This is a genomic window from Phycisphaerae bacterium (genome assembly GCA_017999985.1).
Taxonomy (GTDB): Bacteria; Planctomycetota; Phycisphaerae; order UBA1845; family Fen-1342; genus JAGNKU01.
In genome coordinates, this window is record JAGNKU010000013.1 from 39,867 (window position 1) to 61,177 (window position 21,311).

The 21,311-nt window shown below is 68.2% G+C and carries 14 protein-coding genes; 6 read left to right on the top strand and 8 right to left on the bottom strand.

Features of this window, described 5'->3' with window-relative positions:
• Positions 1 to 21 precede the first annotated feature (21 nt).
• Genes KA383_16005 through KA383_16020 form a run of 4 tightly spaced genes read right to left on the bottom strand, consistent with a single transcriptional unit; the run spans position 22 to position 6,572 of the window.
• Positions 22 to 738, bottom strand: a complete 717-nt coding sequence (locus KA383_16005) for a hypothetical protein (GenBank protein MBP7747621.1) — start codon at positions 736 to 738, stop codon at positions 22 to 24.
• Between the two features lie 28 nt (positions 739 to 766).
• A complete protein-coding gene (locus KA383_16010; protein MBP7747622.1) occupies positions 767 to 2,374 on the bottom strand; it encodes a hypothetical protein in 1,608 nt (535 codons plus the stop codon).
• Between the two features lie 34 nt (positions 2,375 to 2,408).
• A complete protein-coding gene (locus tag KA383_16015) occupies positions 2,409 to 3,533 on the bottom strand; it encodes a hypothetical protein (protein MBP7747623.1) in 1,125 nt (374 codons plus the stop codon).
• A gap of 33 nt (positions 3,534 to 3,566) precedes the next feature.
• Positions 3,567 to 6,572 (bottom strand): hypothetical protein, encoded by a 3,006-nt coding sequence (locus tag KA383_16020; protein MBP7747624.1) that lies wholly within the window; start codon positions 6,570 to 6,572, stop codon positions 3,567 to 3,569.
• Positions 6,573 to 6,726: 154 nt separating this feature from the next.
• Here KA383_16020 and KA383_16025 point away from each other — a divergent pair, with 154 nt between their 5' ends.
• From KA383_16025 to KA383_16045, 5 genes are all read left to right on the top strand, one after another.
• A complete protein-coding gene (locus KA383_16025; GenBank protein MBP7747625.1) occupies positions 6,727 to 7,299 on the top strand; it encodes a sigma-70 family RNA polymerase sigma factor in 573 nt (190 codons plus the stop codon).
• Entirely contained in the window at positions 7,296 to 9,926 is a 2,631-nt protein-coding gene (locus tag KA383_16030; protein ID MBP7747626.1) for a serine/threonine protein kinase, read from the top strand. Before KA383_16025 ends, KA383_16030 begins: the two co-directional genes overlap by 4 nt.
• A gap of 78 nt (positions 9,927 to 10,004) precedes the next feature.
• Positions 10,005 to 12,587, top strand: a complete 2,583-nt coding sequence (locus KA383_16035; GenBank protein MBP7747627.1) for a serine/threonine protein kinase — start codon at positions 10,005 to 10,007, stop codon at positions 12,585 to 12,587.
• Between the two features lie 114 nt (positions 12,588 to 12,701).
• Positions 12,702 to 14,468, top strand: a complete 1,767-nt coding sequence (locus KA383_16040; protein MBP7747628.1) for a glutamine--tRNA ligase/YqeY domain fusion protein — start codon at positions 12,702 to 12,704, stop codon at positions 14,466 to 14,468.
• 166 nt (positions 14,469 to 14,634) lie between these two features.
• Positions 14,635 to 15,066, top strand: coding sequence for a C_GCAxxG_C_C family protein (locus tag KA383_16045; protein MBP7747629.1), 432 nt, complete (start codon positions 14,635 to 14,637; stop codon positions 15,064 to 15,066).
• Between the two features lie 97 nt (positions 15,067 to 15,163).
• Here the strand turns inward: KA383_16045 and KA383_16050 are convergent, their stop codons facing one another.
• The 4 genes from KA383_16050 to obgE all read right to left on the bottom strand — a co-directional run bounded on the left by KA383_16050 (position 15,164) and on the right by obgE (position 19,697).
• Positions 15,164 to 16,432, bottom strand: coding sequence for an HlyC/CorC family transporter (locus KA383_16050; protein ID MBP7747630.1), 1,269 nt, complete (start codon positions 16,430 to 16,432; stop codon positions 15,164 to 15,166).
• A gap of 107 nt (positions 16,433 to 16,539) precedes the next feature.
• The gene (locus tag KA383_16055) at positions 16,540 to 17,706 is read right to left on the bottom strand and encodes a 50S ribosome-binding GTPase (protein ID MBP7747631.1); all 1,167 of its coding nucleotides are present in this window, start codon (positions 17,704 to 17,706) and stop codon (positions 16,540 to 16,542) included.
• Positions 17,703 to 18,482, bottom strand: a complete 780-nt coding sequence (locus tag KA383_16060) for a type III pantothenate kinase (protein MBP7747632.1) — start codon at positions 18,480 to 18,482, stop codon at positions 17,703 to 17,705. Before KA383_16060 ends, KA383_16055 begins: the two co-directional genes overlap by 4 nt.
• 105 nt (positions 18,483 to 18,587) lie before the next feature.
• Positions 18,588 to 19,697: a GTPase ObgE gene (gene obgE / locus KA383_16065; protein ID MBP7747633.1), complete on the bottom strand. Its 1,110-nt coding sequence runs from the start codon at positions 19,695 to 19,697 to the stop codon at positions 18,588 to 18,590.
• A gap of 184 nt (positions 19,698 to 19,881) precedes the next feature.
• Here obgE and KA383_16070 point away from each other — a divergent pair, with 184 nt between their 5' ends.
• The gene (locus KA383_16070; GenBank protein ID MBP7747634.1) at positions 19,882 to 21,258 is read left to right on the top strand and encodes a sigma-54-dependent Fis family transcriptional regulator; all 1,377 of its coding nucleotides are present in this window, start codon (positions 19,882 to 19,884) and stop codon (positions 21,256 to 21,258) included.
• Positions 21,259 to 21,311 lie beyond the last annotated feature (53 nt).

A 21,311-nucleotide genomic window follows, 5' to 3' on the forward strand; every position in this document is an offset into this window, starting at 1 on the left:
CCTCTGTCGGGCAGCGGAAAATCAGGGGCAAGACATCGGCAGCGAATGCGTCGTGAGCAGTGTCACAAACGGATTGATGTCGCCGAAGGAGCCGGCGCCGTACGTGCCGTCTCCATTGATGTCTCCATTCGCGGCATTGCAGGTGTAGGTCGCCTGCCAGACGCTGTGGTTCGAGAGGTAGAGCACGAACGGGTTGATGTCCGCAAAGTCAATCTGCCCGTTGCAGTCCAGGTCGCCGATGCACGCCGGCGGGGCGCAGACGATCGGCAGCGAGCTCGTGCTCAGCAGCGTGACGAACGCGTTGATGTCACCAAAAGAGCTGGCACCATACGTGCCGTCGCCGTTGATATCGCCATTCGCCGCACTGCAGGAATACGTGGCCAGCCAGACGCTGTGATTCGAGAGGTACAGCACGAAGGGATTGATGTCCTGGAAATCGACCTGCCCGTTGCAGTCCAGATCGCCGCGACACACCGGCGGCGCCGTGCCGGCCGCGACACCGGGCCAGAACCCGCCCGCCAGCGTCAGCCCGCCACCGCTCAGCACGCCGGCATCCGGCTGGCCGATGGTGCCGGACAGCTCGAGCCCGCCCGCGGCGCTCCAGAGTCCCCCGCCGCTGTCGCAGGTCCACCAGTCCATGGTCAGGTCCGCGGCGGCGCTGGCAACCAGGCACACGGCGCACAGCACCAGCAGGAGGCCTTGGCGAAACCCAATCGACTTTGATTGTGACGCGATCATCGCTCTGCACCTCACGCGACCGGCAGCCTCACTGCCCGATCGTGACTGTTCCGGTCGTGCCCTGCCGCTGCAGCGTCGCGGGCTTGCTGAGTACCAGCGACTCGGGATACACGGCGGGCTTGATGTACACGGTCCCATGCACGAGCACCGCCCCATAGCCTTCGCGCACGGTGTTCCACGGGTCCGCCAGCGTCCCGTCTTCGTAGCCGGAGTTGGCCAGATCGACGTACACCGGCGAGCGCGGCACGTTGGTGAACGTCACCTGTGACCAGTTCGCGCCCGCCCGATCCACCGTCATCAGCACCCCCGCCGTGCCGTCGTAGAACGTCTCGCCGGGCTGCCATTGCGCCCCGTCGTCGTTGCAGTCCCCATCCCCGTCCGGATCGACGACGTACGCATGGTCATTCACCGCGTAATCCACCTTGTGCAGCACAACGGCCGGTCCGGGGATGTTCTGGTCGTAGCCCGTCAGCCGCCGGGCCTCGACCGTATAGAACTTGTCCGTCCCGGCGGGGATACGCACATAGTGGTAGTAGCCGGCCGGCGGGGCCACGGCGAGGTCGTACAAGTAGACCGTCGTGACCTCGGGTGAAGTGCCGACTACATGCCGACGCGCGGTGGGAATCCAGTCCAGCCAGTTTTTGTGATAGGCGATCGTGTGCGTAGCCAGACAGCCATAGACCGGATCCGCTTGGGCGCAGGTCCCGTGCGACGCGCTCATCACGTCCCACCGCGAGTCGTAGACTGCGTCATACGGGCCCGAGGAATGGGGCAGACCCAGCGCGTGGCCCATCTCGTGGGCCAGGATGCCGTGGTCATACCAACCGCCCGGCGGCATCCAGGTGACGCCGTACACCTTGGTGACGCCGTCGAACGAGCGCTGCCGGCTGCCGCCCCAAGCCCAGCCGTCAAGCTCGCCGTTGAAAATCAGGTTGATGCCGACGAAATCCGGGAAGTACACCTCGGGGTCGGCGAGCGCCGCGGCGTCGTCGAGTGCGAGATTGAAATGCAGCTCCAGGCCCGGGTCGTTCGGATCGATGTCCTCGACGTAATACGAGCGGTCGTGGGGCAATGTGTACCAACCGACCACCTGGCTGCCAAGCAGGTTTATGTTGTCGAACGACACTTCGCGCCAGAAATCGTCGAGGCTCGGATGCGGCCCCAGCGCCTGCGTCTCGAACCAGGCCGGCTGCTCCGGCGTGCTTGCGTCGTCGGCAAACCGGACCAGGATCCAGACATAGGGCTGCGAGCCAGTGGCGCGGAAGCGCGTGCCATCGTCGCGGTCGGTTTCGCGTTCCAGTGCGAGTGACTCGACTTCGAGTTCCGCGTCGCGCAGCACCTTGCCTTGTACGACAACGCGCTGCCGATTGAACACCCGCGCTCCGCCGGCGGCGTCGACGCGTTCCGGGTCCACGTTCAGCAGCCACGTCGCACCGCCGTCGTCCGTGAGCACGTAGCGGACCCGCGGCGCGCCACTGCCGAGCGGTAGCGGGTCACCCCAGACGAAATCCAGCCTGCCCGCCAGCGCCACATCCTGTCCGGCGGCGAGTCCCTGCATCTGCGGATCGTCGGCGAACGCCCAGACGGCTCCCAACACCGCCACCACCGCCAGGGCAACCCCGCAACATGTATTCATCGTATGAGGTCTCATGATTCAGCCTTGCCCGTATTCACTGGCCAACCGTCACACTCCCGCCATAGGCCTCGATCCGCATGGCCTTGGCGATCGTCGCTGTTGCCGCCGATGAGCCGGCCTTGATGCGCAGGGTGCCACCCGCATCGATGGCATTCACCCCTTCCATCAGTGTGTTATACGGCTGGACAAACGTGCCGCTCTCGGTGCCGGTGTAGGCAAAATCGACCCAGATCACATTGCCGAGCCCCGCGTACACGACGTACAGCGCGTTGTAGCCGATCCGGGAGCAGCCGTACTCGATCCGGCAGTAGCCGCCATCTTCGCCCCAGCCGGCACCCCACGAGTTCCGCATCAGCCAGACGCCGTCGGTGCCCTGGTTGTCATCCCAGCCGACCAGCACGACCGTATGGTTGATGGCCACGTCTTCGCAGTCATTGAAGATGCCGCCGGTGTACGCTTTCATCGCGTCGTTGGCATAGACGCACACGACGATCGGACCGTGATCGTAGATGGCCTGCTTCAGTTGCCCGACCGTGGGGACGCCCCATTCCGGTCCGACAAACACCCAGTCCTCGAGGAAATACTCGTGCGTGTAAGGACAGCCGCAGGGTGCGTCCCACGCCACGTATGGGAACTCGGCCGTCGGCACCGTGCCGTGGTGACCGCACTGGTCGAACGACGTGCCGTACACCAGGTAGAAATTCGCCGCCGTGCCCGGCCATTCGCCGCCGCAGCCCCCCAGCCCGCAGCAACTGATGAGCCATTGCTCCGAGAGGCTCGCCGTGACACCATCCTGCAGCAAAATCTGCGACTCGAACGCCCCGTTGAGCCCGAACGCCCAGCACGCCCCGCAACCGAGCTGGTTCTTGACCGGCGTGCAGCCGCCGGCGTCGCGCCAATCGAACGCGGCCGGCAGGTCGCGCGACGGCGTGCACGGGTCGAAGCGGGCCCCGCGGCGCCAATCGGCCGGCACCTTCAGTCCGAAAGCTTGGTGGTCCGGGTACTGCGACGCTTCCGTCTCACCCACCGTGAAGGTCCAGCCTTCACGCTGACCGCGCTCGCGCAGGGCCTCAATGTCGGCCGGCGTCAGTTGCGCGACCGCTTCACGCGCCAGCCCGCAGACCGCGGCGACCATCAACATGTTCAACACGCATCGCATGCTCACGCTCCTCGCGTGCGACGAGTCCAGCCTCTATTGCAGCGAGACCAAGACCAACACGAGGCCGCGACCGCTCTCCAGGCGCGACATGGCTTTGCCGATCACGGCGCCCTGCGCCCGGCTGGCGTCCGTGACCCTCATCAAGTGGCCCGCCACGTCCGCCGTGGTCAGCAGATCGCCCGGCTGAATGGTGCCGTTCGACGCATCCGCCCACGCGTACACGCGACCGGTCAGCGCCACGGGCTGCTGGCCATCCGCCACCGTGTCCCGCTGGCCCATCAGCATGCCCGGCTTGACGCCGCCGGCGCCGCTGATGATGCCGGCGACCGTGCGGTCATAGGCCTTCGTGCTGACGATGAGCTTGCCCGGATTCTCCGGATCGATGCAGACCACCATGCCCGGCTGCGTGTCGGTCCCCGTCGCGCCGACGTCGAACTGCTCCGACAAGTCGCTGCCGCCGGTGATCTGCAGCACGCTGACGGAGGTCTTGCCATCATTCTCTACGCGGAACACGAGGTCGCCGCCGGTCGCGCCGCTGAACCCCTTGATGATGTCGCCGGTACCTTTGTTCACGAAGACTGCGTTGGCGTCCGTGCTCGTTGAGACGGAAAAAATGCCGATGCCGGCGGCGTTGTTGGCGAGCACATGGAGTGCCGGAAAGGCAGTTCCTGGGCCGCCACCCGTGACGCGGGCGCCCACCCCGCTGACACTCTCGGCCTCGACGCCACGACCAGCGCCCGCGCAGTAGCCGCGCACGCCATAGCTCGTGCCTACACCGTACACACCGTAGTTGCCACCTTCGCCGCGGACGCCGGTCTGTGAGCCTTCGGCGACGACGCCGTTGACGGCCCCGGTGACGTGGATGCCGCGCACCGCGCTGCTGGTCGCCACGTGCAGGTCAGCATCCGGCGCGTTGGTGCCAATGCCCACGTCGCCGCCGCTGTAGTAAATCACGCCGCCCGTACCAGACTGCCAGAGCGATTCCCCACCGCCAGCAGGCGCCTGCCACGTGGCGTTGCCGCTGGCGTCGGCAGTGAGCACATACCCGGCCGTCGGGTTCGTCACGAGTTTGAGACCGCTCATCTTGACGGTGCCGAGGACGTCGAGCTTCGTGGCGGGGTAGGCGGTGCCGACGCCGATGTTGCCGGCGTTGTAATAGATGTTGCCGCCGACCCCGAGCTGCCAGAGGGACTCCCCCGCGGCGGGCTGCCAGGAGCCCACGCCATTCGCATCGCAGGTGAGTACATAACCGGCGGTCGGCGAGGCCGTGAGCTTGAAGCCGCTCGCCTGGATTGTCCCGGCCACGTCGAGCATCTGAGCCGGGTTGGTAACACCGATGCCAACCGGGCTGGAGAAGTAGCCGCGACCGACGAAATACCCGGCATATCCGTTGGCAGAACCAGCCTCGCCCTTTACGCCGTAGCTTACCGCGGAGGCGTGCCGGGCCTTGCCGTAGACACCCGCGCCGGCGCCGTAGGTCTCGCCGCGCACACCGACGGAAGATCCGGTTGGGCTGTCAGAGTCAGCACTGGCCCAGACGGCAATTCCGTCGGGGCTGGCCGAGCTGGCGCGCACCGCGACGGCGTTGCCCGATTCACCTTCGTTGAAGGCGGACACGGCGTAGCCGTTGGGACAACCCGCGTAGGCATCGACACCGATCGGCGTCCCCGTGCTGGCGATGGCTTCGCCGAAGACGCCGCGGCCCGACGGGCTCGTCGCGCGGCCGTACACCGCGTACGTACCCCCGGTCGTCGCGGTCGCTTCGCCATAAATGGCGCGTCCGGATGTGCTCGTGGACTTGCCGTACACTCCGCAGGCCGCGCCCGTCGTCGCGCTGTTCTCGCCCTTGACACCGTAACCGACAGCGTTGTTGGTCGTGCCCTGGACACCGATGTAGCCCTGACCGCGCACACCCGCGTACTCGTCACCCAGGTAGCCGTAGTTGCCCTCCCCAGGGCACTCGCCGGCAATCGCAGTCCCACTGTTGTTGACGACGCGCAGCGCGAAGCCATTGTCATCCGTCGCGCCGATCGCGACGTGACCCGCGGTGTAGTAGATGTCACTGCCGCTCGCTTGCCAGAGGCAGCTCGCCACGCCGGCCGGCTGCCAGGTGCCCACGCCGGCCGCGTCGCTGGTGAGCACGTAACCGGCCACCGGCGACGTCGCGAGCTGCAAGCCGGTTGCCTTGACCGTGCCCGCCACGTCAAGCTTCTGCGTCGGTTCCTCGATACCGATGCCAACGTTGCCGCTGAAATAGCCCCGGCCGTAGAAGTAGCCGGCGTACCCGTGCGTGGAGTTCGTGCGACCGTAGACGCCGTAGTTCTTCCCCGCCGATGCTTGGGCGTTGCCGTAAACACCCATGCCCTTGTCGCCATTCGCCACGAACGCCCCACCCACGTTGGCCGCGTCCGCGCCCGTCGCCGTGGCGTAGCCACCCACACCCGCGGAGACCTGGCCAGCCGCCTGGCCGACGACCGCGGTCGTGTCGAACTCCGTGGTCGTGCCGCGGATCGCGTTCGTATCCGGCCCCGTCGCGTTCACCTCCAGCGCAATCCCATCACCCGCGTAGTCCAGCTTCAACATGTTGTTGACGCCGGAACCGCCGGCATAGACCGCCTCGAACGGCCACGCGAGGTCCGCGGCGTTGAGGGCGAACTGCGCCTGCGGCGTGGGGGTCAACAGCTGGCGCGGCGCGAGCCAGGTGTAGCTCGTCCCGCCGGTCGTATCGACGCCGATCTCGATCCAGCGGGCCTGCCCGTTGAAGGGCGCCGCGCCGAAGTCCACCGGCACGTTCAGCAGGCCACCGGTCACGGGCACCGGGTAAGCGACGTATTCGGACGCGACTTGTGTGCCACCCGTCGCGGCATCCCACAGACGAAACACAACACGCGCGTTCGGTGCGTCGACCGCCGTGCCGTTGGATTTCAACTGACCCTGGTAGGTGAAGGCCGTTCCGACGGGGCTTTGTGCGGCCGCGACGGCGACGACCAGCAGCGCCGCCAGCGCCAGGAGCAGGTTGCGAGGTGAGTTACCGGACATTGTGTTTCTCCCACATCTGCTTTTCCGCCAGGCAGGGGCACGCCTGGATTGCGCTTTTACGGGTACCTTGTGCCCGCTATCACCAATCGCGACAATGAGTGCGGATCCTCGCAATATTTGTGTAATGACGCGGCGCGCGCGACGAGAAATCAGCATGGGCAAGCGCACCGACATAACGACCCTCCTCAACCAGGCGAGTGCCGGCGACACCAGCGCCGTCAATCGCCTTATTCCTATGGTGTATGACGAGTTGCGCGCCCTCGCCCAAAGCTACCTTCGCCATGAGCGACCCGATCTCACGCTCCAGGCCACCGCCCTGGTGCATGAGGCATACTTCCGCCTGATCCAGCAGGAACGCGTGCAGTGGCAAGGCCGGGCGCACTTCCTCGCGCTGGCGGCGCAGGCCATTCGCCGCATCCTGGTCGATCACGCCCGCCATCACGCCCGCGAAAAACGTGGCGGCGGACGCGAGCGTGTCCGGCTCGATGAGGGCGTGGCCGTGGCGGCGGAGCGTGATCTCGATCTGGTCGCGCTGGACGAAGCGCTCGAGAAGCTGGCCCGATTGCAGCCGCGGCAGGCTCAGATCGTGGAGCTGCGCTTCTTTGGCGGACTGAGTCTGACGGAAGTGGCGGAGTATCTGCACGTGTCGCCGCGCACCGTGGACGGCGACTGGGCGATGGCGCGCGCGTGGCTGCGGCGCGAGCTGCGGGAAGATGCGGCGCCATGACGCCCGCACGCTACGAGCGTGTGCGGGAGCTGTTCCTCGCGGCCCGCGTGCTGCCACGGGAGCAGCGGGACACGTTCCTGCAACAGGCGTCGGGGGGCGATGGCGCTTTGCAGGCGGAGGTCGCGTCCCTGCTGGCCAACGACACGCTGGCCGACACCTTTCTGCAGACGCCGGCGCTAGGCAGCGCGTTCGCCGCCCGTGGACCGGAGTCGCTCGTCGCCACGGGCGCCGACGGCACGACGGCCGCGCGGGCCACCGGCGCTCCACCCGCACAACATCCGGCCCAGCTCGGCCAGTATCGCGTGCTGGACGTCATCGGCCAGGGCGGCATGGGCGTGGTCTATCGCGCCGAGCAGTTGAACCCGCGCCGGACCGTCGCGCTGAAGGTCATCCGCCCCGGCCTGCAATCCCGCGACCTGCTGAAGCGGTTCGCGCATGAAGGACAGGTGTTGGGCCTGCTCCAGCACCCGGGCATCGCGCAAGTCTTCGAGGCCGGGATGGCGGACGCGGGTTGCGGGCCGCAGCCGTTCTTCGCAATGGAACTCATCTTCGGTGCTCCGCTCAAGGAGTTCGCGGAGACCCACCGGCTCGACGTGCGCGCGCGGCTGGAACTGCTCGCGAAGATCTGCGACGCCGTCCAGCACGCCCACCAGAAAGGCGTGATCCACCGGGACCTGAAGCCCGCCAACATCCTGGTGGACCAGAGTGGGCAACCGAAGATCCTTGATTTCGGCGTGGCCCGCGCCACCGATGCGGATCTCCGCGCGACAACACCCGAAACGCTGCCGGGCCAGCTCATCGGCACCCTGGCCTACATGAGCCCGGAGCAGATCTCGGGCGATCCGCGGGAGCTTGACACGCGCTCGGACGTCTACGCGCTGGGCATCATCGGCTACGAGCTGCTGACCGGCCACGTACCGTTTGATGTCTCAACCAAGACAATCCCGCAGGCCGCCCGCGCGATCGTCGAAGAGGAGCCTCCGGCGCTCGGCACCATTAACCGGGCGTTCCGCGGCGACCTGGCCACGATCATCGCCAAGGCCCTGGAGAAGGACAAGAACCGGCGCTACCAGTCCGCGTCGGAGTTCGCTGAAGACCTGCGGCGTTACCTGGCCAACCAGCCGATCCTGGCACGGCCGGCGACGACGTTCTACCAGTTGCGCAAGTTCGCCGCGCGCAACAAGCCGGTGGTTGCAGGCGTGTGCGTAGCGTTGGCCGCGCTGGTGATCGGCATCGCGGGCACCACGGCACAAGCAGTGCGTGCCACGCGGGCGCGCGATCGCGCCCGCGCGGCCGAGCTGCTCGCGGAGCAGCGCCTGGCGGAAGCCGAGATGCAGCGCGCCGAGGCCCAGCGCCAGGCCGCTATCGCCCAGGCCGTGAACGAGTTTCTTAATGACGATCTCCTGGCGGCGGCCGACCCGGAACAGCAGGGCCGCGACGTCACCGTGCGGGCCGTACTCGACCGCGCCGCACAAGCCATCGAGGGGCGCTTCGCCGATGAGCCCCTGGTCGAGGCCGCGGTACGCGCCACGCTGGGCGAGACCTATCACCGCCTGGGGGCGGATGCAGCGGGCGTCGAGTTGCTCGAACGCGCCGTCGCGTTGTACCGCGCGCAGTTGGGCGAAGACCATCTCCGCACGCTGCACGCGATGAACTGGCTGGGGCTGACCTACGCCGTGCTGGGACGTTACGTCGAGGCGGAGGACCTGCTCCTGCGCGGCGTCGAAGGGCGCCGCCGCCTATACGGCGAAAGCGACGGCGCGACACTCGCGGCGATGAACCACCTGGCCTTGCTGTACGAGCGTCAGGGCCGCCCGGCGGACGAGGAGGCGTTGTTGCAGAAAACCCTGTCGCTGGCCGAGGCGCACCTGAAACCGGAGGACGAGACGCTGCAGACGGCGCTGGTGAACCTGGGGGATCTGTACAGGCGGCAGCAGCGCTACGCGGAAGCCGAGCCTTTGCTGGTGCGCGCGCTGGAAGTCGCGCGGCGCGTGCGGGGCGACGCACATCCGGCGACGCTCAACTGCATGGGCAGTCTGTCCACGTTATACTCCGACCAGGGCCGCCTGGCCGAGGCCGAGCCCCTGTGCCTGGCCACCCTGGAGGGTCGTCGTCGCGCGCTCGGCGACGAGCACCCGAAGACGCTCGCGTCCATGAATGCCCTGGCCGTGGTGTACAAGCGGCAGGGGCGGTTCGACGCGGCGGAGGCGTTGTACCTGGAAACGCTGGAAATCAAGCGCCGCGTGCTGGGTCCGGACAATCCAGCCACGCTGGTGTCGCTGAACAACCTGGGCGCACTGTATGCCACCGCCGGCCGTCACGCCGAAGCGGAGCCCTATTTCGTGCAGACGTTGGCGGCACGCCGGCGTGTCTTGGGCGATGATCACCCGTTGATCGTGAGTTCGCTGCGCAACCTGGCCGAGTTGTATGTGCTGATGCGCCGGTACGACGAGGCCGTGCCGTTGGCAGTCGAGCACTACGAGCGCGTGACGACCGCCCGCGGCCCCGAGCACGACGACACGCGGAAGGCCCTGGAGTTGCTGATCGGCGTGCACGAAGCTGCCGGCCGCGCCGACCTGGCAAATCAATGGCGCGCAAAGCTGCCGACCAGCCAGCCGACGGAGTGAAGCCGCATGGCCCCGGCGACGTGAATGACGGAGAACCAGCGTGACCGCCGCCAAACCCGCGCGGACAGTGATGATCGCATGACTCCCGAGCAGTACGAACGTGTGCGCGAGTTGTTCCTCGCCGCCCGCGCACAAGAGCCGGCCCGGCGAACCGCGTTCCTGCGCGCTGCATGTGCGGACGCGGCGGCGCGCGCCGAGGTCGAATCGCTGCTGGCCAATGACGCCCGCGCCGACACATTCCTGAAGACGCCGGTGCTCGGGACGGGCTTCGCCCTCGGCACGCCGGAGGAACTGGCAGCCGCCTGTCCGCCGGACGCGCGCGGCCCCGCGCCCTGCCCGGAGCGCATCGGTCCGTACCGCGTGCTCGGGGTTCTGGGCGAAGGCGGGATGGGCGTCGTTTACCGCGCCGAGCAGGAGCATCCGCGCCGCATCGTCGCACTCAAGGTCATCCGTCCGGGGGTCGAGTCACGCGAAACGCTCCGGCGGTTCGAGCACGAGGGACAGGTCCTGGCGTGGCTGCAGCACCCGGGCATCGCGCAGGTCTTTGAGACCGGGACCGTGGACATCGACACGGGCACCCGGCCGTTCTTCGCGATGGAGTACATCCAGGGCCGCTCGCTCAGCGACTACGCCGAGCGGGCCCGCCCCGGCATCCGACAGCGGCTGGAGCTGCTCGCCCGGCTGTGTGATGCCGTGCACCACGCGCACCAGAAGGGCGTGATCCACCGCGACCTCAAGCCGGGCAACATTCTCGTGGACGACACCGGCCAGCCCAAGATCGTCGATTTCGGGGTCGCGCGTGCCACCGACGCCGACCTGCGCCTGACGACGGTGCGCACCGATCTCGGGCGTCTGATCGGCACGATCGCCTACATGAGCCCGGAACAGGTGGCCGGCGACCCGCGCGAGGTCGATACGCGCTCCGACGTGTACGCGCTCGGCGTCGTGGCCTACGAACTGCTCACCGGCCAAACCCCCATCGACGTCGCCGGGAAGAGCCTGCCCGACGTCGCGCGCGCCATCACCGAGCAGGAACCACCCCCGCTGCGGGCGCTCAACCGCGCGCTGCGCGGCGACCTCGAGACGATCATCGCCAAGGCGCTCGAGAAGGACAAGACACGCCGCTACCAGTCGGCGTCGGACCTCGCCAGCGACCTCCGTCGCTATCTCGCGGACCAGCCGATCACGGCCCGCCCCCCCACCGCGCTCTACCAGTTCCGCAAGTTCGCCCGCCGCAACCGCGCCCTGGTCGGCGGCGTGGCGGCAGCGGTGCTGGCGCTGTGCGGCGGCATCGCCGGCACGTCGTACGGGCTGGTCCGCGCCAACGCCCAGCGGGCCGCGGCCGAGACGGAGCGCAACCGGGCCGTCGAGGCGGAACGGCTCGCCGAACAGCGCCGCGCGGCCGCCGAGACCGCCGCGCTGAAGGTGCAGACGATCAACGAGTTCATCAATTCGATGCTTGCCTCGGCGGATCCGGGGCGCGTGGGCCGCGAGGTGCGCGTGGTGGACGTGCTGAAGCGGGCGGTGGACGAGCTCGAGGCGAAGCTCGGTGACCAGCCTGAGATCGAGGCCGCGCTGCGCAACACCATCGGCGTGACGTACTTCGGGCTTGGCGAGGCCCGCGACGCCGAGCCGCAGTTGCGCGCCGCCCTCGCCACCCGCGCGGCAGTTCTCGGCCTGGAGCATGCCGACACGCTGGCCGCGCTGACCAACCTGGGCGTCGTGCTGCTGGAGACCGGCGATCTGGCCGAGGGCGAGGCCCACCTGCGCCAGGTCCTGGAGACCCGCCAGCGCCTGCTCGGCCCCGAGCATCCCCAGACGCTCGACGCCATGAGCAACCTGGCCAACGCGTTCCAGCGCCGCGGCCGCGTCGCCGAGGCCGAGCAACTGTGGCGCGACACGCTCGCTGCGCAGCGCCGCGTGCTGCCGGCGAAAGACCCGCAGCTCGCCACCGTGCTCAACAACCTCGGGCAACTGCTCAAACAACTCAACCGCCCCGCTGCCGCCGAGCCCCTGCTGCGCGAAGCCCTCGAGATCGACGTGGTGGCCTATGGCGAGGAACACCCCCAGACGCTCTCCGCGCTCAGTAACCTGGCGATGACGCTCAAGGCGCTCGAGCAGCACGCCGAGGCGGAGGCCCTGCTTCGACGCATTGTGAACATCCGCCGCCGCACGCTCGGCGAGCATCCCGCGCTCTACACGGCGATCAGCAATCTCGCGCGGGCCCTCGACGACCAGGGCCGCCTGGCCGAGGCCGAGCCGCTGGCCCGCGAGGCCGTGGCCGGCATGCGCGCAACCGCCGGCGCGGAGAGTGAGAGCACGCTGATCTCCATGAACAACCTCGCGTCGCTGCTGGTGCGCCTGGACCGGGCGGCGGAAGCGGAGCCGCTGTACGTCGAGTTGCGCGCCAGCGCGCAGCGGGCGCTGCCGCCGGACCATTTCACGCTGCACATCTTCGCACGCAACCATGGCGAATGCCTGACCGCGCTGGGCCGCTACGACGAGGCTGAAACGCTGCTCATCCCCAGTTACGAAGCCCTCGTCCGCCGGCTGGGTGCCCGCCACCAGCACACGCGCAAGACGCTCCAGTGCCTCGTCGCGCTGTATGAAGCCTGGGGCCGGACCGCCCAGGCCGACGCGTACCGTGCCCGCCTGGAATGACCGCCCGCGATCCCACTCTCGACGACGTTCCGGCACGCGAGTAGGATTCGCCTTTTCCGGCGGTTCCCGCCGATCAGACGCAGGAACGACCTCATTGGTCCGAGGTGCGATGCTATGGCCACATCTCGTGAGCAACCGGCCAAGGGACCCGAGCCCACGGGGCCGCGCGACTTCATTCGCGAGATCATCGATGCCGACAACCGCAGCGGCCGGTTCGGCGGGCGCGTCCACACGCGCTTCCCACCCGAGCCGAACGGCTATCTGCACATCGGCCACGCGAAGTCGATCTGCCTGAACTACGGGCTGGCGGTCGAGTATGGCGGCAAGTTCAACCTGCGCTTCGACGACACCAACCCGGAGAAGGAGGAGCAGGAGTACGTCGATTCCATCATCGCCGATGTCCGCTGGCTCGGCGCCGACTGGGAAGACCGCCTGCTTTACGGCTCGGACTATTTCGGCCAGATGCACGCGTGGGCGGTCGAGCTGATCAAGGCCGGCAAGGCCTATGTCTGCGACCTGCCCCCCGACCAGGTGAGCCGGATGCGCGGGACGCTGACGAGCCCCGGACAAGACAGCCCGTTCCGTAATCGCTCGGTCGAAGAGAACCTCGACCTGTTCGAGCGCATGCGCCAGGGCGAATTCCCCGACGGCACGAAGACGCTGCGGGCCAAGATCGACATGGCCCACCCGAACCTGAACATGCGCGATCCGGTCATGTACCGCATCCTGCATGCCGAGCATCACCGCCAGGGCAACCAGTGGTGCATCTACCCGATGTACGACTGGGCGCACGGGTTCGAGGACTCCATCGAGGGCATCACCCATTCCATCTGCACGCTCGAATTCGAGAACCACCGCCCGCTGTATGACTGGTTCCTCGACCAGGTCAAGGTCTATCACCCCCAGCAGATCGAGTTCGCGCGCCTGAACCTCACCTACACCGTGATGAGCAAGCGCCGCCTGCTCGAGCTCGTGAAGACCGGCGCCGTCCGCGGCTGGGACGACCCGCGCATGCCCACCATCGCCGGCCTGCGCCGCCGTGGCGTGCCGGCCGAGGCCATCCGCGAGTTTTGCCGGCGGATCGGCGTGTCCAAGACGGAGAGCGTCGTGGACATCGCGCTGCTGGAACACTGCGTCCGCGAGTTCCTGAACAAGGTCGCGCCGCGCGTCATGGGCGTGCTGCGACCGCTGAAGCTCGTGATCGACAACTACCCGGCCGGCCAGGTCGAGCCGATGGAGGCGATCAACAACCCGGAGGATCCGTCCGCCGGCACGCGCCAAGTGCCGTTCGGCAAGGTGCTGTACATCGAGCAGGACGATTTCCGCGAGACGCCGCCGCCGAAGTATTGGCGGCTGTACCCCGGCAACGAGGTCCGGCTGCGCTACGCATACTTCGTCAAATGCACCGGCTGCGTGAAGGATGCCGCCGGCAACGTCGTCGAAGTCCACGCGACGTACGATCCGGCGACGCGCGGCGGCGACGCGCCCGACGGCCGCAAGGTGAAAAGCACGCTGCACTGGGTGGCGGCGGAGCAGGCGTTGCCGATCGAGGTGCGGCTGTATGACCACCTGTTCACGAAACCGGACCCGGACGACGTGAGCGACGATGCGCTCCGCGCCGCCGGTGATGCTGCCGCGCCCGCCGAGGCCCAGGCAACCGGCGACTGGAAGAGCAACCTCAACCCGCATTCGCTCGAGATCATCGCGCCGGCGTACGTGGAACCGAGCGTGCGCGACGCCGCGCCGGGCGCGCGGTACCAGTTCGAGCGCCACGGTTATTTCTGCGTCGACCCCGACAGCGCGGCTGGCCAGCGGAAGCTCGTTTTCAACCGCACCGTGACGCTGAAAGACACCTGGGCGAAGATCGAGAAGAAGCAATAAGCGCCTGACATGGCACGTCCTGCGTGGCACGGCCGCCACAAACCAGCTTGCCCGGCCACGCGGCGCCATCAGTCCACGCCCGTTGAGCCGCGCGCAGACGTTGCCGGCGACCGTGTCTTCTCGGGCCGCACGGTGTACGATTACGCCAGCAGCGGCTGGAGGCCCCATGACCGACACCGAACGCGCTCTCGACTTGTTCAGCCGCCAGTTCAACTGCGCGCAGGCCGTGCTCGCCGCGCTTGGCCCGGCTGAGGGTCTTACCGAACACGACTGCCTGCGCATCGCCGCCCCGTTCGGCGGCGGGATCGGCCGCCTGGGCGAGACGTGCGGCGCTGTGACCGGGGCTATCATGGCCATCGGCCTGCGCTATGGCGCCGCCGCCGCGCGCGATCCAGAGACCAAGACCGCCCTGTACGAACGCGTTCGTGATTTCGTCGCCCGCTTCAAGGCCCGCCACGGCAGCATCATCTGCCGCGACCTGCTCGGCTGCGACCTCGGCACGCCGGAGGGCGTCCAGCAAGCCAAGGCCCGCGACACGCACCACACGGTCTGCACCGCGCTCGTCCGATCCGCGATCGAGCTGGCGGGCGCGGTGTAGCTCGCCCGCCAGGTCGCGGAGCGCAGCGCGCTGCCCCTGCTCACTTTATCACCTGATCACCCCCCCCAGTGGCTCGCGCTGTTACCTGGTCACGTCGTCACGCCGGCGCCGGCTTCTCGCGCAGCACGTGAATCCGCAGCCGCTTGATCCGTCGGGCTTCCGCGTCCACGATCTGCACGCGGATGTTCTCGTGCTGGAACTCCTCCCCGGCCGCTGGAATCTTCCCCAGCGTCGCGAACACAAACCCCCCGATCGTCTCGTAATCCTCCTCCTCCGGCAGCTCGATCTCCAGCTCCGCGTTGATCTCGCTGATGTGCACGCGCGCGTCAACCTCGAGCGTGTCCTCATCCACGCGGTTCATTGCCGGCGGCGGCCGCTGGTCGTACTCATCGTCGATCTCACCGACCAGCTCTTCGAGAATGTCCTCGAGCGTCGCGAGCCCCGCCGTCCCGCCGTACTCGTCGAGCACGATCGCGATCTGCACCTTCGTCGCGCGGAACTCGTTGAGCAGCTCGTCGAGCGTCTTCGTCTCCGGCACGTAGGGCGCAGCACGCATGATCCGCCGGGCGTCGAAGGGCTCATCCGGGTTCAGCCGCAGCAGGTCCTTCGCGTACACGACGCCGATGATGTGGTCGATCGACCCGTCGTACACCGGGATGCGCGAATGCCCGGTACTCAGGATCGTCTGCCGGACATCATGGTAGGTCGCATCCGCCGGCACGGCGTTGATGTCCGTCCGCGGCGTCATGATCGCGTTGACCGCCGTCTCGTCCAGCTCGAAGACGGACTCGATCATCTCCTTCTTCTCTTCGTCCACGGCGCCGTAGGCTTCGCCTTCGGAGACGGCGTCGAGAATCTCCTGCTCCGCGCGCTCGGTCTCCGCCTCCTCCGTGACCTCGTCCTTGCCGAGCAGGCGGCGTACAACGAACTCGATGGCGTCGAAGCACCGCACGATCGGCCAGAAACCCAGCCGCAGCACGACCAGCACGCCGAGGCTGCGCGCCAGGATCGTCTCGCCCGCATGTACCGCCAGCGCGTGCGGGATCGCGATCGCGAACACCGACAGCAGAATCAGGCTAATGAGCGCCGCCGCCACGCCGGCCACGATGTCGGGCGGCCGGCCGAGATCGTTGACATGCCAGAACCAGACGACGACAAAGACACCGATACTCAGCGCCAGGCGCAGCAGGCTCGACAGCGTGTGGAGCTGCCACTCGCAGCGATCGATCCAATTGAGCCAGGCATCAGAGCTTTTGTCCGGGAGCAGTTCCGACAGCCGCGCGCGCGAATGAACAGGAAGCGCATACGCGAGGGTGGATATGTACAGGGTCAGTCCGAGCAGGACCAGCCCCACGACAATTGTCAACGCGTCGCCTCGCTACCGGTCGACCGCCCTCGGGGCGCACCTGCCGTCAGCCCCCGGGGCCGATTCGCGCCTATGCTAGCGTGGTGACCGGCCGGCTGGCAACCCGCTCAGCCCGTTCGCCCGACAAGCTGCTGCAGGCAATCGCGCATCCGGTTACGGTCACGCTTCGCGGCCACAGCCCGCAGCAGATCGGCTTGGCGTGGCGTAAAGGGCGCCGGGAGATTCAAAACATCGCCTCCACGCCCCAGGCTGTCCATCAACGTCGCGACCAGCGCGTCCAGTCCCCTTCCATCCGGCGCGCAAGCCGGCACAGCCCGCGGCTGCCACGCGGATGGCAGGGCTTGCCGCGCCGCCTGCGTGCCGCCCGCCAGGTCCACCTTGTTGAGCACTACACATGCCGGCCGCAGACCGCCGTACGTTTCCACGAACTCGCTCGACACCTTGCCGGCGTCCAGCACCACCACCACCGCATCCGCCTGCGTAATCAGGCGGCCCGTGTGTGCGATCCCCGCCGCCTCCAACGCATCGTCGGCCGCACGCAGTCCAGCGGTGTCAAGCCACACAACCGGAAACCCGTCCGCCTCGCCGGGCACCTCGACCCAGTCCCGCGTCGTGCCCGGCACCGGCGAAACCAGGCTCACGGCGCGATCGGCCAGCGCGTTCGCGAGCGTGCTCTTGCCGACGTTCGGCGGTCCGGCCAGCACGACGCGAATCGGCCGGGTAAACCAGTCGATGACACCGCTGCGATCCGCGACTTCACGACACACGCGGCGGACTTCGTCCACGTCCTGCACATCCATCACGGCCTGGACCACGACGCGGAGCCGTTCGACTTGCGACAGAACCCAGCGCGCGCCGCGCAGTGTCAGGACGCGCGGCAGCAAGGCCAGAGCCTCCGCCTCCAGCGCATCGTCAACCGGCCACAGCGTCGTCTGTTGCTCGGCCGCCTCCGTCAACCCGCACGCCACCAGCCACGCCGCGCACGCGCGCACCAGCCACGGGTTGCCATGCAAGTGGAGACGCACGTCCCACGCCGGGGCGTTCGCGTGCGCCGACACGAGGATGTCGTCCACCGGCGCGCCGGCTTCGTCCACGAGCGCCGCCCGCCACACATCCCCCGCGCGCCAGGCGGTGTGCGCGGCGCCGCCGCGCACGTGGCGTTTGATGAAACGCGCGGCGCGCGTACCGCGGACGCGCACCACTGAGATCCCCGCCGGACCCGCACTGGTCAGTATCTGGTACTCCCCCGCCAGCGCCGCCGGCGCCGGATTCACGGCTGTCCCGCGGCCGCCCGGTACGCCAGCGCGATGCCCATCAGGCACAGGTCGGGCACGACGGCGTCGACGTAGTCGGTCATTTCCGCCACCAGCGGCGCATTGCCGCCCGTGATCACCAGCCGCGGCCATTCGCGCAGCTCGGTCGCGTAACGTTCGACGATCTCGCGCAGCGCCCCCAGGATGCCGTACACCACGCCGTTGACGATCGCATCGTGCGTGTTGCGGCCGAACACGGCGGCGGGCACGCCGGGGCTGACGCGCGGCAAATGGGCCGTAGCAGCATGCAGGGCGTCGCAGCTCATCTGGAAGCCGGGCAGAATCGCGCCGCCGAGAAAGTGCCCCTCGTCTGACACGCAGTCCACCGTGACCGCCGTGCCGAACGAGGCAATCGCACACGGGCCGCGGACGCGTTCGTACGCCGCCGCCGCGGAACACACGCGGTCCACGCCGACTTCGAGCGCATTGTCGATCTCAAGCGGCAGCGGCAACGGCAGGTCGTCGCGGACGCGCAGGGCCGCCATCCCGGTGAGCTCCTCCACCAGCGGCTGCACGAGTTGCGTCCCGCGCGGATTCACGCTGCCAATGACCACCGCGCGCTGCCCGCCGTTCAGCGCCCCCCAGGTTTCGGCGAGCGCGGCGCGGCAGGCGTCCGGCTGCAGCACGTCGAACCGGCGGCTGTCATGCAGACCGTCGCTGTCCCAGATGCCGACGCCGACACGCGTGTTGCCAATGTCGATCGCCAACAGCGCATCCACGGGTTCGACCCGATGCATCCAAGTGCTCCGCTCAAGACTCAGGGTTCAACGCCATGGCGCACGTTAGCACGGGGCCCGCCCCCGTCAATCCCCCCTGGACCGGTGAGTACGTGGCCAGACCGGCTACGCCGGTTCCGCTTCGTCATCGTCGTCCGGCGGAGGTGCGTCGTCGCCGAAATCGAAGCGGGGCGGCGGCTCGGCCTGCTGCGCGGCGCGGGCCTGCTGGACGATCGTCCACATCCGCTCGACCAACTCGCGCAACCCGGCGCCGGTTACGCCCGAGATGCCCAGGACCGGCCGGCCGAGTTCGCTTGACAGGGCCGCGAGCGCGGCTGGCGCGTCAGTCAGGTCGAGCTTGGTACCCACGATCAGTTCCGCCCGTGCCCCCAGCGCCGCGCTGTATTTCTCGAGCTCGCGGCGAATGATGCGATACGCCTCCGCCGGTGACGGCGCGCCCACCGGCGGGCACAGCTCCACCAGGTGAACGATGGCCCGGGTGCGCTCCACGTGCCGCAGGAACGCGTCGCCGAGTCCGACACCTTCGTGGGCCCCTTCAATCAACCCCGGCAGATCGGCCAAAACGAGGCGCCGATAACCCGGCAGTTCCAGGATTCCGAGGTGCGGCGTGCGCGTCGTGAAGGGATAGTCCGCGATTTTCGGGCGCGCTTGCGTGAGCCGCGCCAGCAACGTGCTCTTGCCGGCGTTGGGGAGGCCGACGAAGCCCACGTCGGCGATCAGCTTCAACTCCAGGCGCAGCATGCGTTCCTGACCTTTCAGTCCAGGCTCGAACTCGCGGGGCGCCTGATTGGTGGAACTGACGAAGAAGGCGTTGCCGCGTCCCCGGCGGCCACCGCGCGCAACACAGACGCGCTGACCGTTTTCGACCAGGTCCTTGAGGAGGCGGCCGGTGGTGTCGTCGTAAACGAGCGTCCCGGTCGGCACCGTGACGAGCAGATCGCTGCCGCTGCGGCCGGTGCGGTTCGCGCCCGAGCCGGGGCGGCCGTTCTCGGCGTGATAGTGATGCCGGCCTGCGAGGTCGAGCAGGGTATCCACGCCGGCCTGGGCGACGAGATAGACGGAGCCGCCGTTACCTCCGTCGCCGCCGTCGGGACCGCCCCTGGGGACGAACTTCTCGCGGCGGAAGCTGACGCAGCCGTCGCCGCCCTTTCCGCCGCGGACGTGGATGCGCACTTCGTCGACGAACGGCCGCAGGGTACCGATGTCGCGTGGCATGCCGGGGACTGAAACCCGGGGCGGAACCGCTGTCAAGCGCGGGGGCGGCTTTTGGCGCGGGCGCGCGGAATTTCGTCCCAAAAGATGGTTGATCGAGCGGGCGGTTTGCGTTGCAATGGAGCCGCTCGGCGGAGGTCGGTTTTGGCCTTCGCGCGCATCACGTGACCGCGACGGGACGAACTGCATGCCGCGCCGCATCCTCGTAGTGGACGACGAGCCGCTGAAGCGCATCACGCTGCAGATCGAGCTCAGTGAACACGGCTACGAAGTCTATGAAGCGGCCGACGCGCCAGCGGCGCGACGCATCTTCGACGCGCGGCCGATCGACGTGGTCGTGACCGACGTGCGCATGCCGGGCATGAACGGGCTCGACCTGCTGACTTATCTCAAGCAGATGCGCCCCAGCGTCGAGGTCGTGCTGATGACCGCCTACGCGACGGTCGAAACGGCCGTGCTGGCCATCAAGCGCGGCGCTTACGATTACATCACCAAGCCGTTCACCACCCAGGACCTGCTGGTCAAGCTGGACCAGCTCTTCGCCGGGCGGGCCCCCGACAATCGGGCGGCGGACGGCGCCGCTGCTGCCGAGGTCGCCGCCTGCGGCCGGCTGGTCGCCCGCAGCCAGGCCATGAAACGCCTGTTCGAGCAGGTGCGCAGCGTCGCCGCCACCGACCGCACGATCCTCTTGTGCGGCGAAAGCGGGACGGGCAAGGAACTCTTCGCCGAAGCGATCCACATGCATAGCGCGCGGGCCGCGCGGCCGCTGGTGCGCTTCAGTTGCGCGGCACTCCAGCCGACGGTGCTGGAAAGCGAGCTGTTCGGGCACGAAAAGGGGGCGTTCACCGGCGCCATCCGCCAGAAGGCCGGACGCTTCGAGCTGGCCCACGGCGGGACCATGCTGCTCGACGAGGTGGACGACATCCCGACGGATTTGCAGGTAAAGCTGCTGCGCGTCGTCGAGCAGCAGGAATTCGAGCGCGTCGGCGGCGAGGACCCGGTGCGCGTGGACGTGCGGCTGATCTGCGCGACCAAGTGCGACCTGCTCAAGCTCGTGAAGGACGGGCGGTTCCGCGAAGACTTGTACTACCGCCTGAACGTCATCGCGCTGACGATCCCGCCGCTGCGGGCGCGCCCCGACGACATCCCCGTGCTGGCGCGGCACTTCATCGAGAAGCACGTGTCGCTCGTCGGCGGCCAGCCGGTTGGCATCAGCGCCCACGCGCTGGACGAACTGCTGCGCCACACCTGGCCCGGCAACGTCCGCGAGCTCGAACATGTCATCGAGCGGGCCCTGGCGTTCTGCGGCAACGGCGAGATCCGCACCGAGCACATCCTGCCGCTCGGCACGGCCACCCCGGACGCGGCCAGCCTGCCGGTGCTCGAGCTGGGCGAGAACGGGCGCCTCAGCCTCAACGAAACGGTCGCCGACATCGAACGCCGCATGATCCTGCTCGCGCTGCGCCAGTGCGACAACAACCAGGCCCGCGCGGCCCAGCGGCTCGGCATCCCACGCACAACACTGCGCGACAAGATGGCCAAGTACGTCATCCCCGGCGGCTGATCCCGACGCCCACCACGCCCCGCCCCCGGGAAGTGCTGCGCGCGTAAAACATG

What these genes read in the sequence shown, in the direction of transcription:
- KA383_16005 (MBP7747621.1), bottom strand. Translation starts at nt 738, where the DNA reads ATGATCGCGTCACAATCAAAGTCGATTGGGTTTCGCCAAGGCCTCCTG.
- KA383_16010 (MBP7747622.1), bottom strand. Translation starts at nt 2,374, where the DNA reads ATGAATACATGTTGCGGGGTTGCCCTGGCGGTGGTGGCGGTGTTGGGA.
- KA383_16015 (MBP7747623.1), bottom strand. Translation starts at nt 3,533, where the DNA reads ATGCGATGCGTGTTGAACATGTTGATGGTCGCCGCGGTCTGCGGGCTG.
- KA383_16020 (MBP7747624.1), bottom strand. Translation starts at nt 6,572, where the DNA reads ATGTCCGGTAACTCACCTCGCAACCTGCTCCTGGCGCTGGCGGCGCTG.
- KA383_16025 (MBP7747625.1), top strand. Translation starts at nt 6,727, where the DNA reads ATGGGCAAGCGCACCGACATAACGACCCTCCTCAACCAGGCGAGTGCC.
- KA383_16030 (MBP7747626.1), top strand. Translation starts at nt 7,296, where the DNA reads ATGACGCCCGCACGCTACGAGCGTGTGCGGGAGCTGTTCCTCGCGGCC.
- KA383_16035 (MBP7747627.1), top strand. Translation starts at nt 10,005, where the DNA reads ATGACTCCCGAGCAGTACGAACGTGTGCGCGAGTTGTTCCTCGCCGCC.
- KA383_16040 (MBP7747628.1), top strand. Translation starts at nt 12,702, where the DNA reads ATGGCCACATCTCGTGAGCAACCGGCCAAGGGACCCGAGCCCACGGGG.
- KA383_16045 (MBP7747629.1), top strand. Translation starts at nt 14,635, where the DNA reads ATGACCGACACCGAACGCGCTCTCGACTTGTTCAGCCGCCAGTTCAAC.
- KA383_16060 (MBP7747632.1), bottom strand. Translation starts at nt 18,482, where the DNA reads ATGCATCGGGTCGAACCCGTGGATGCGCTGTTGGCGATCGACATTGGC.
- obgE (MBP7747633.1), bottom strand. Translation starts at nt 19,697, where the DNA reads ATGCCACGCGACATCGGTACCCTGCGGCCGTTCGTCGACGAAGTGCGC.
- KA383_16070 (MBP7747634.1), top strand. Translation starts at nt 19,882, where the DNA reads ATGCCGCGCCGCATCCTCGTAGTGGACGACGAGCCGCTGAAGCGCATC.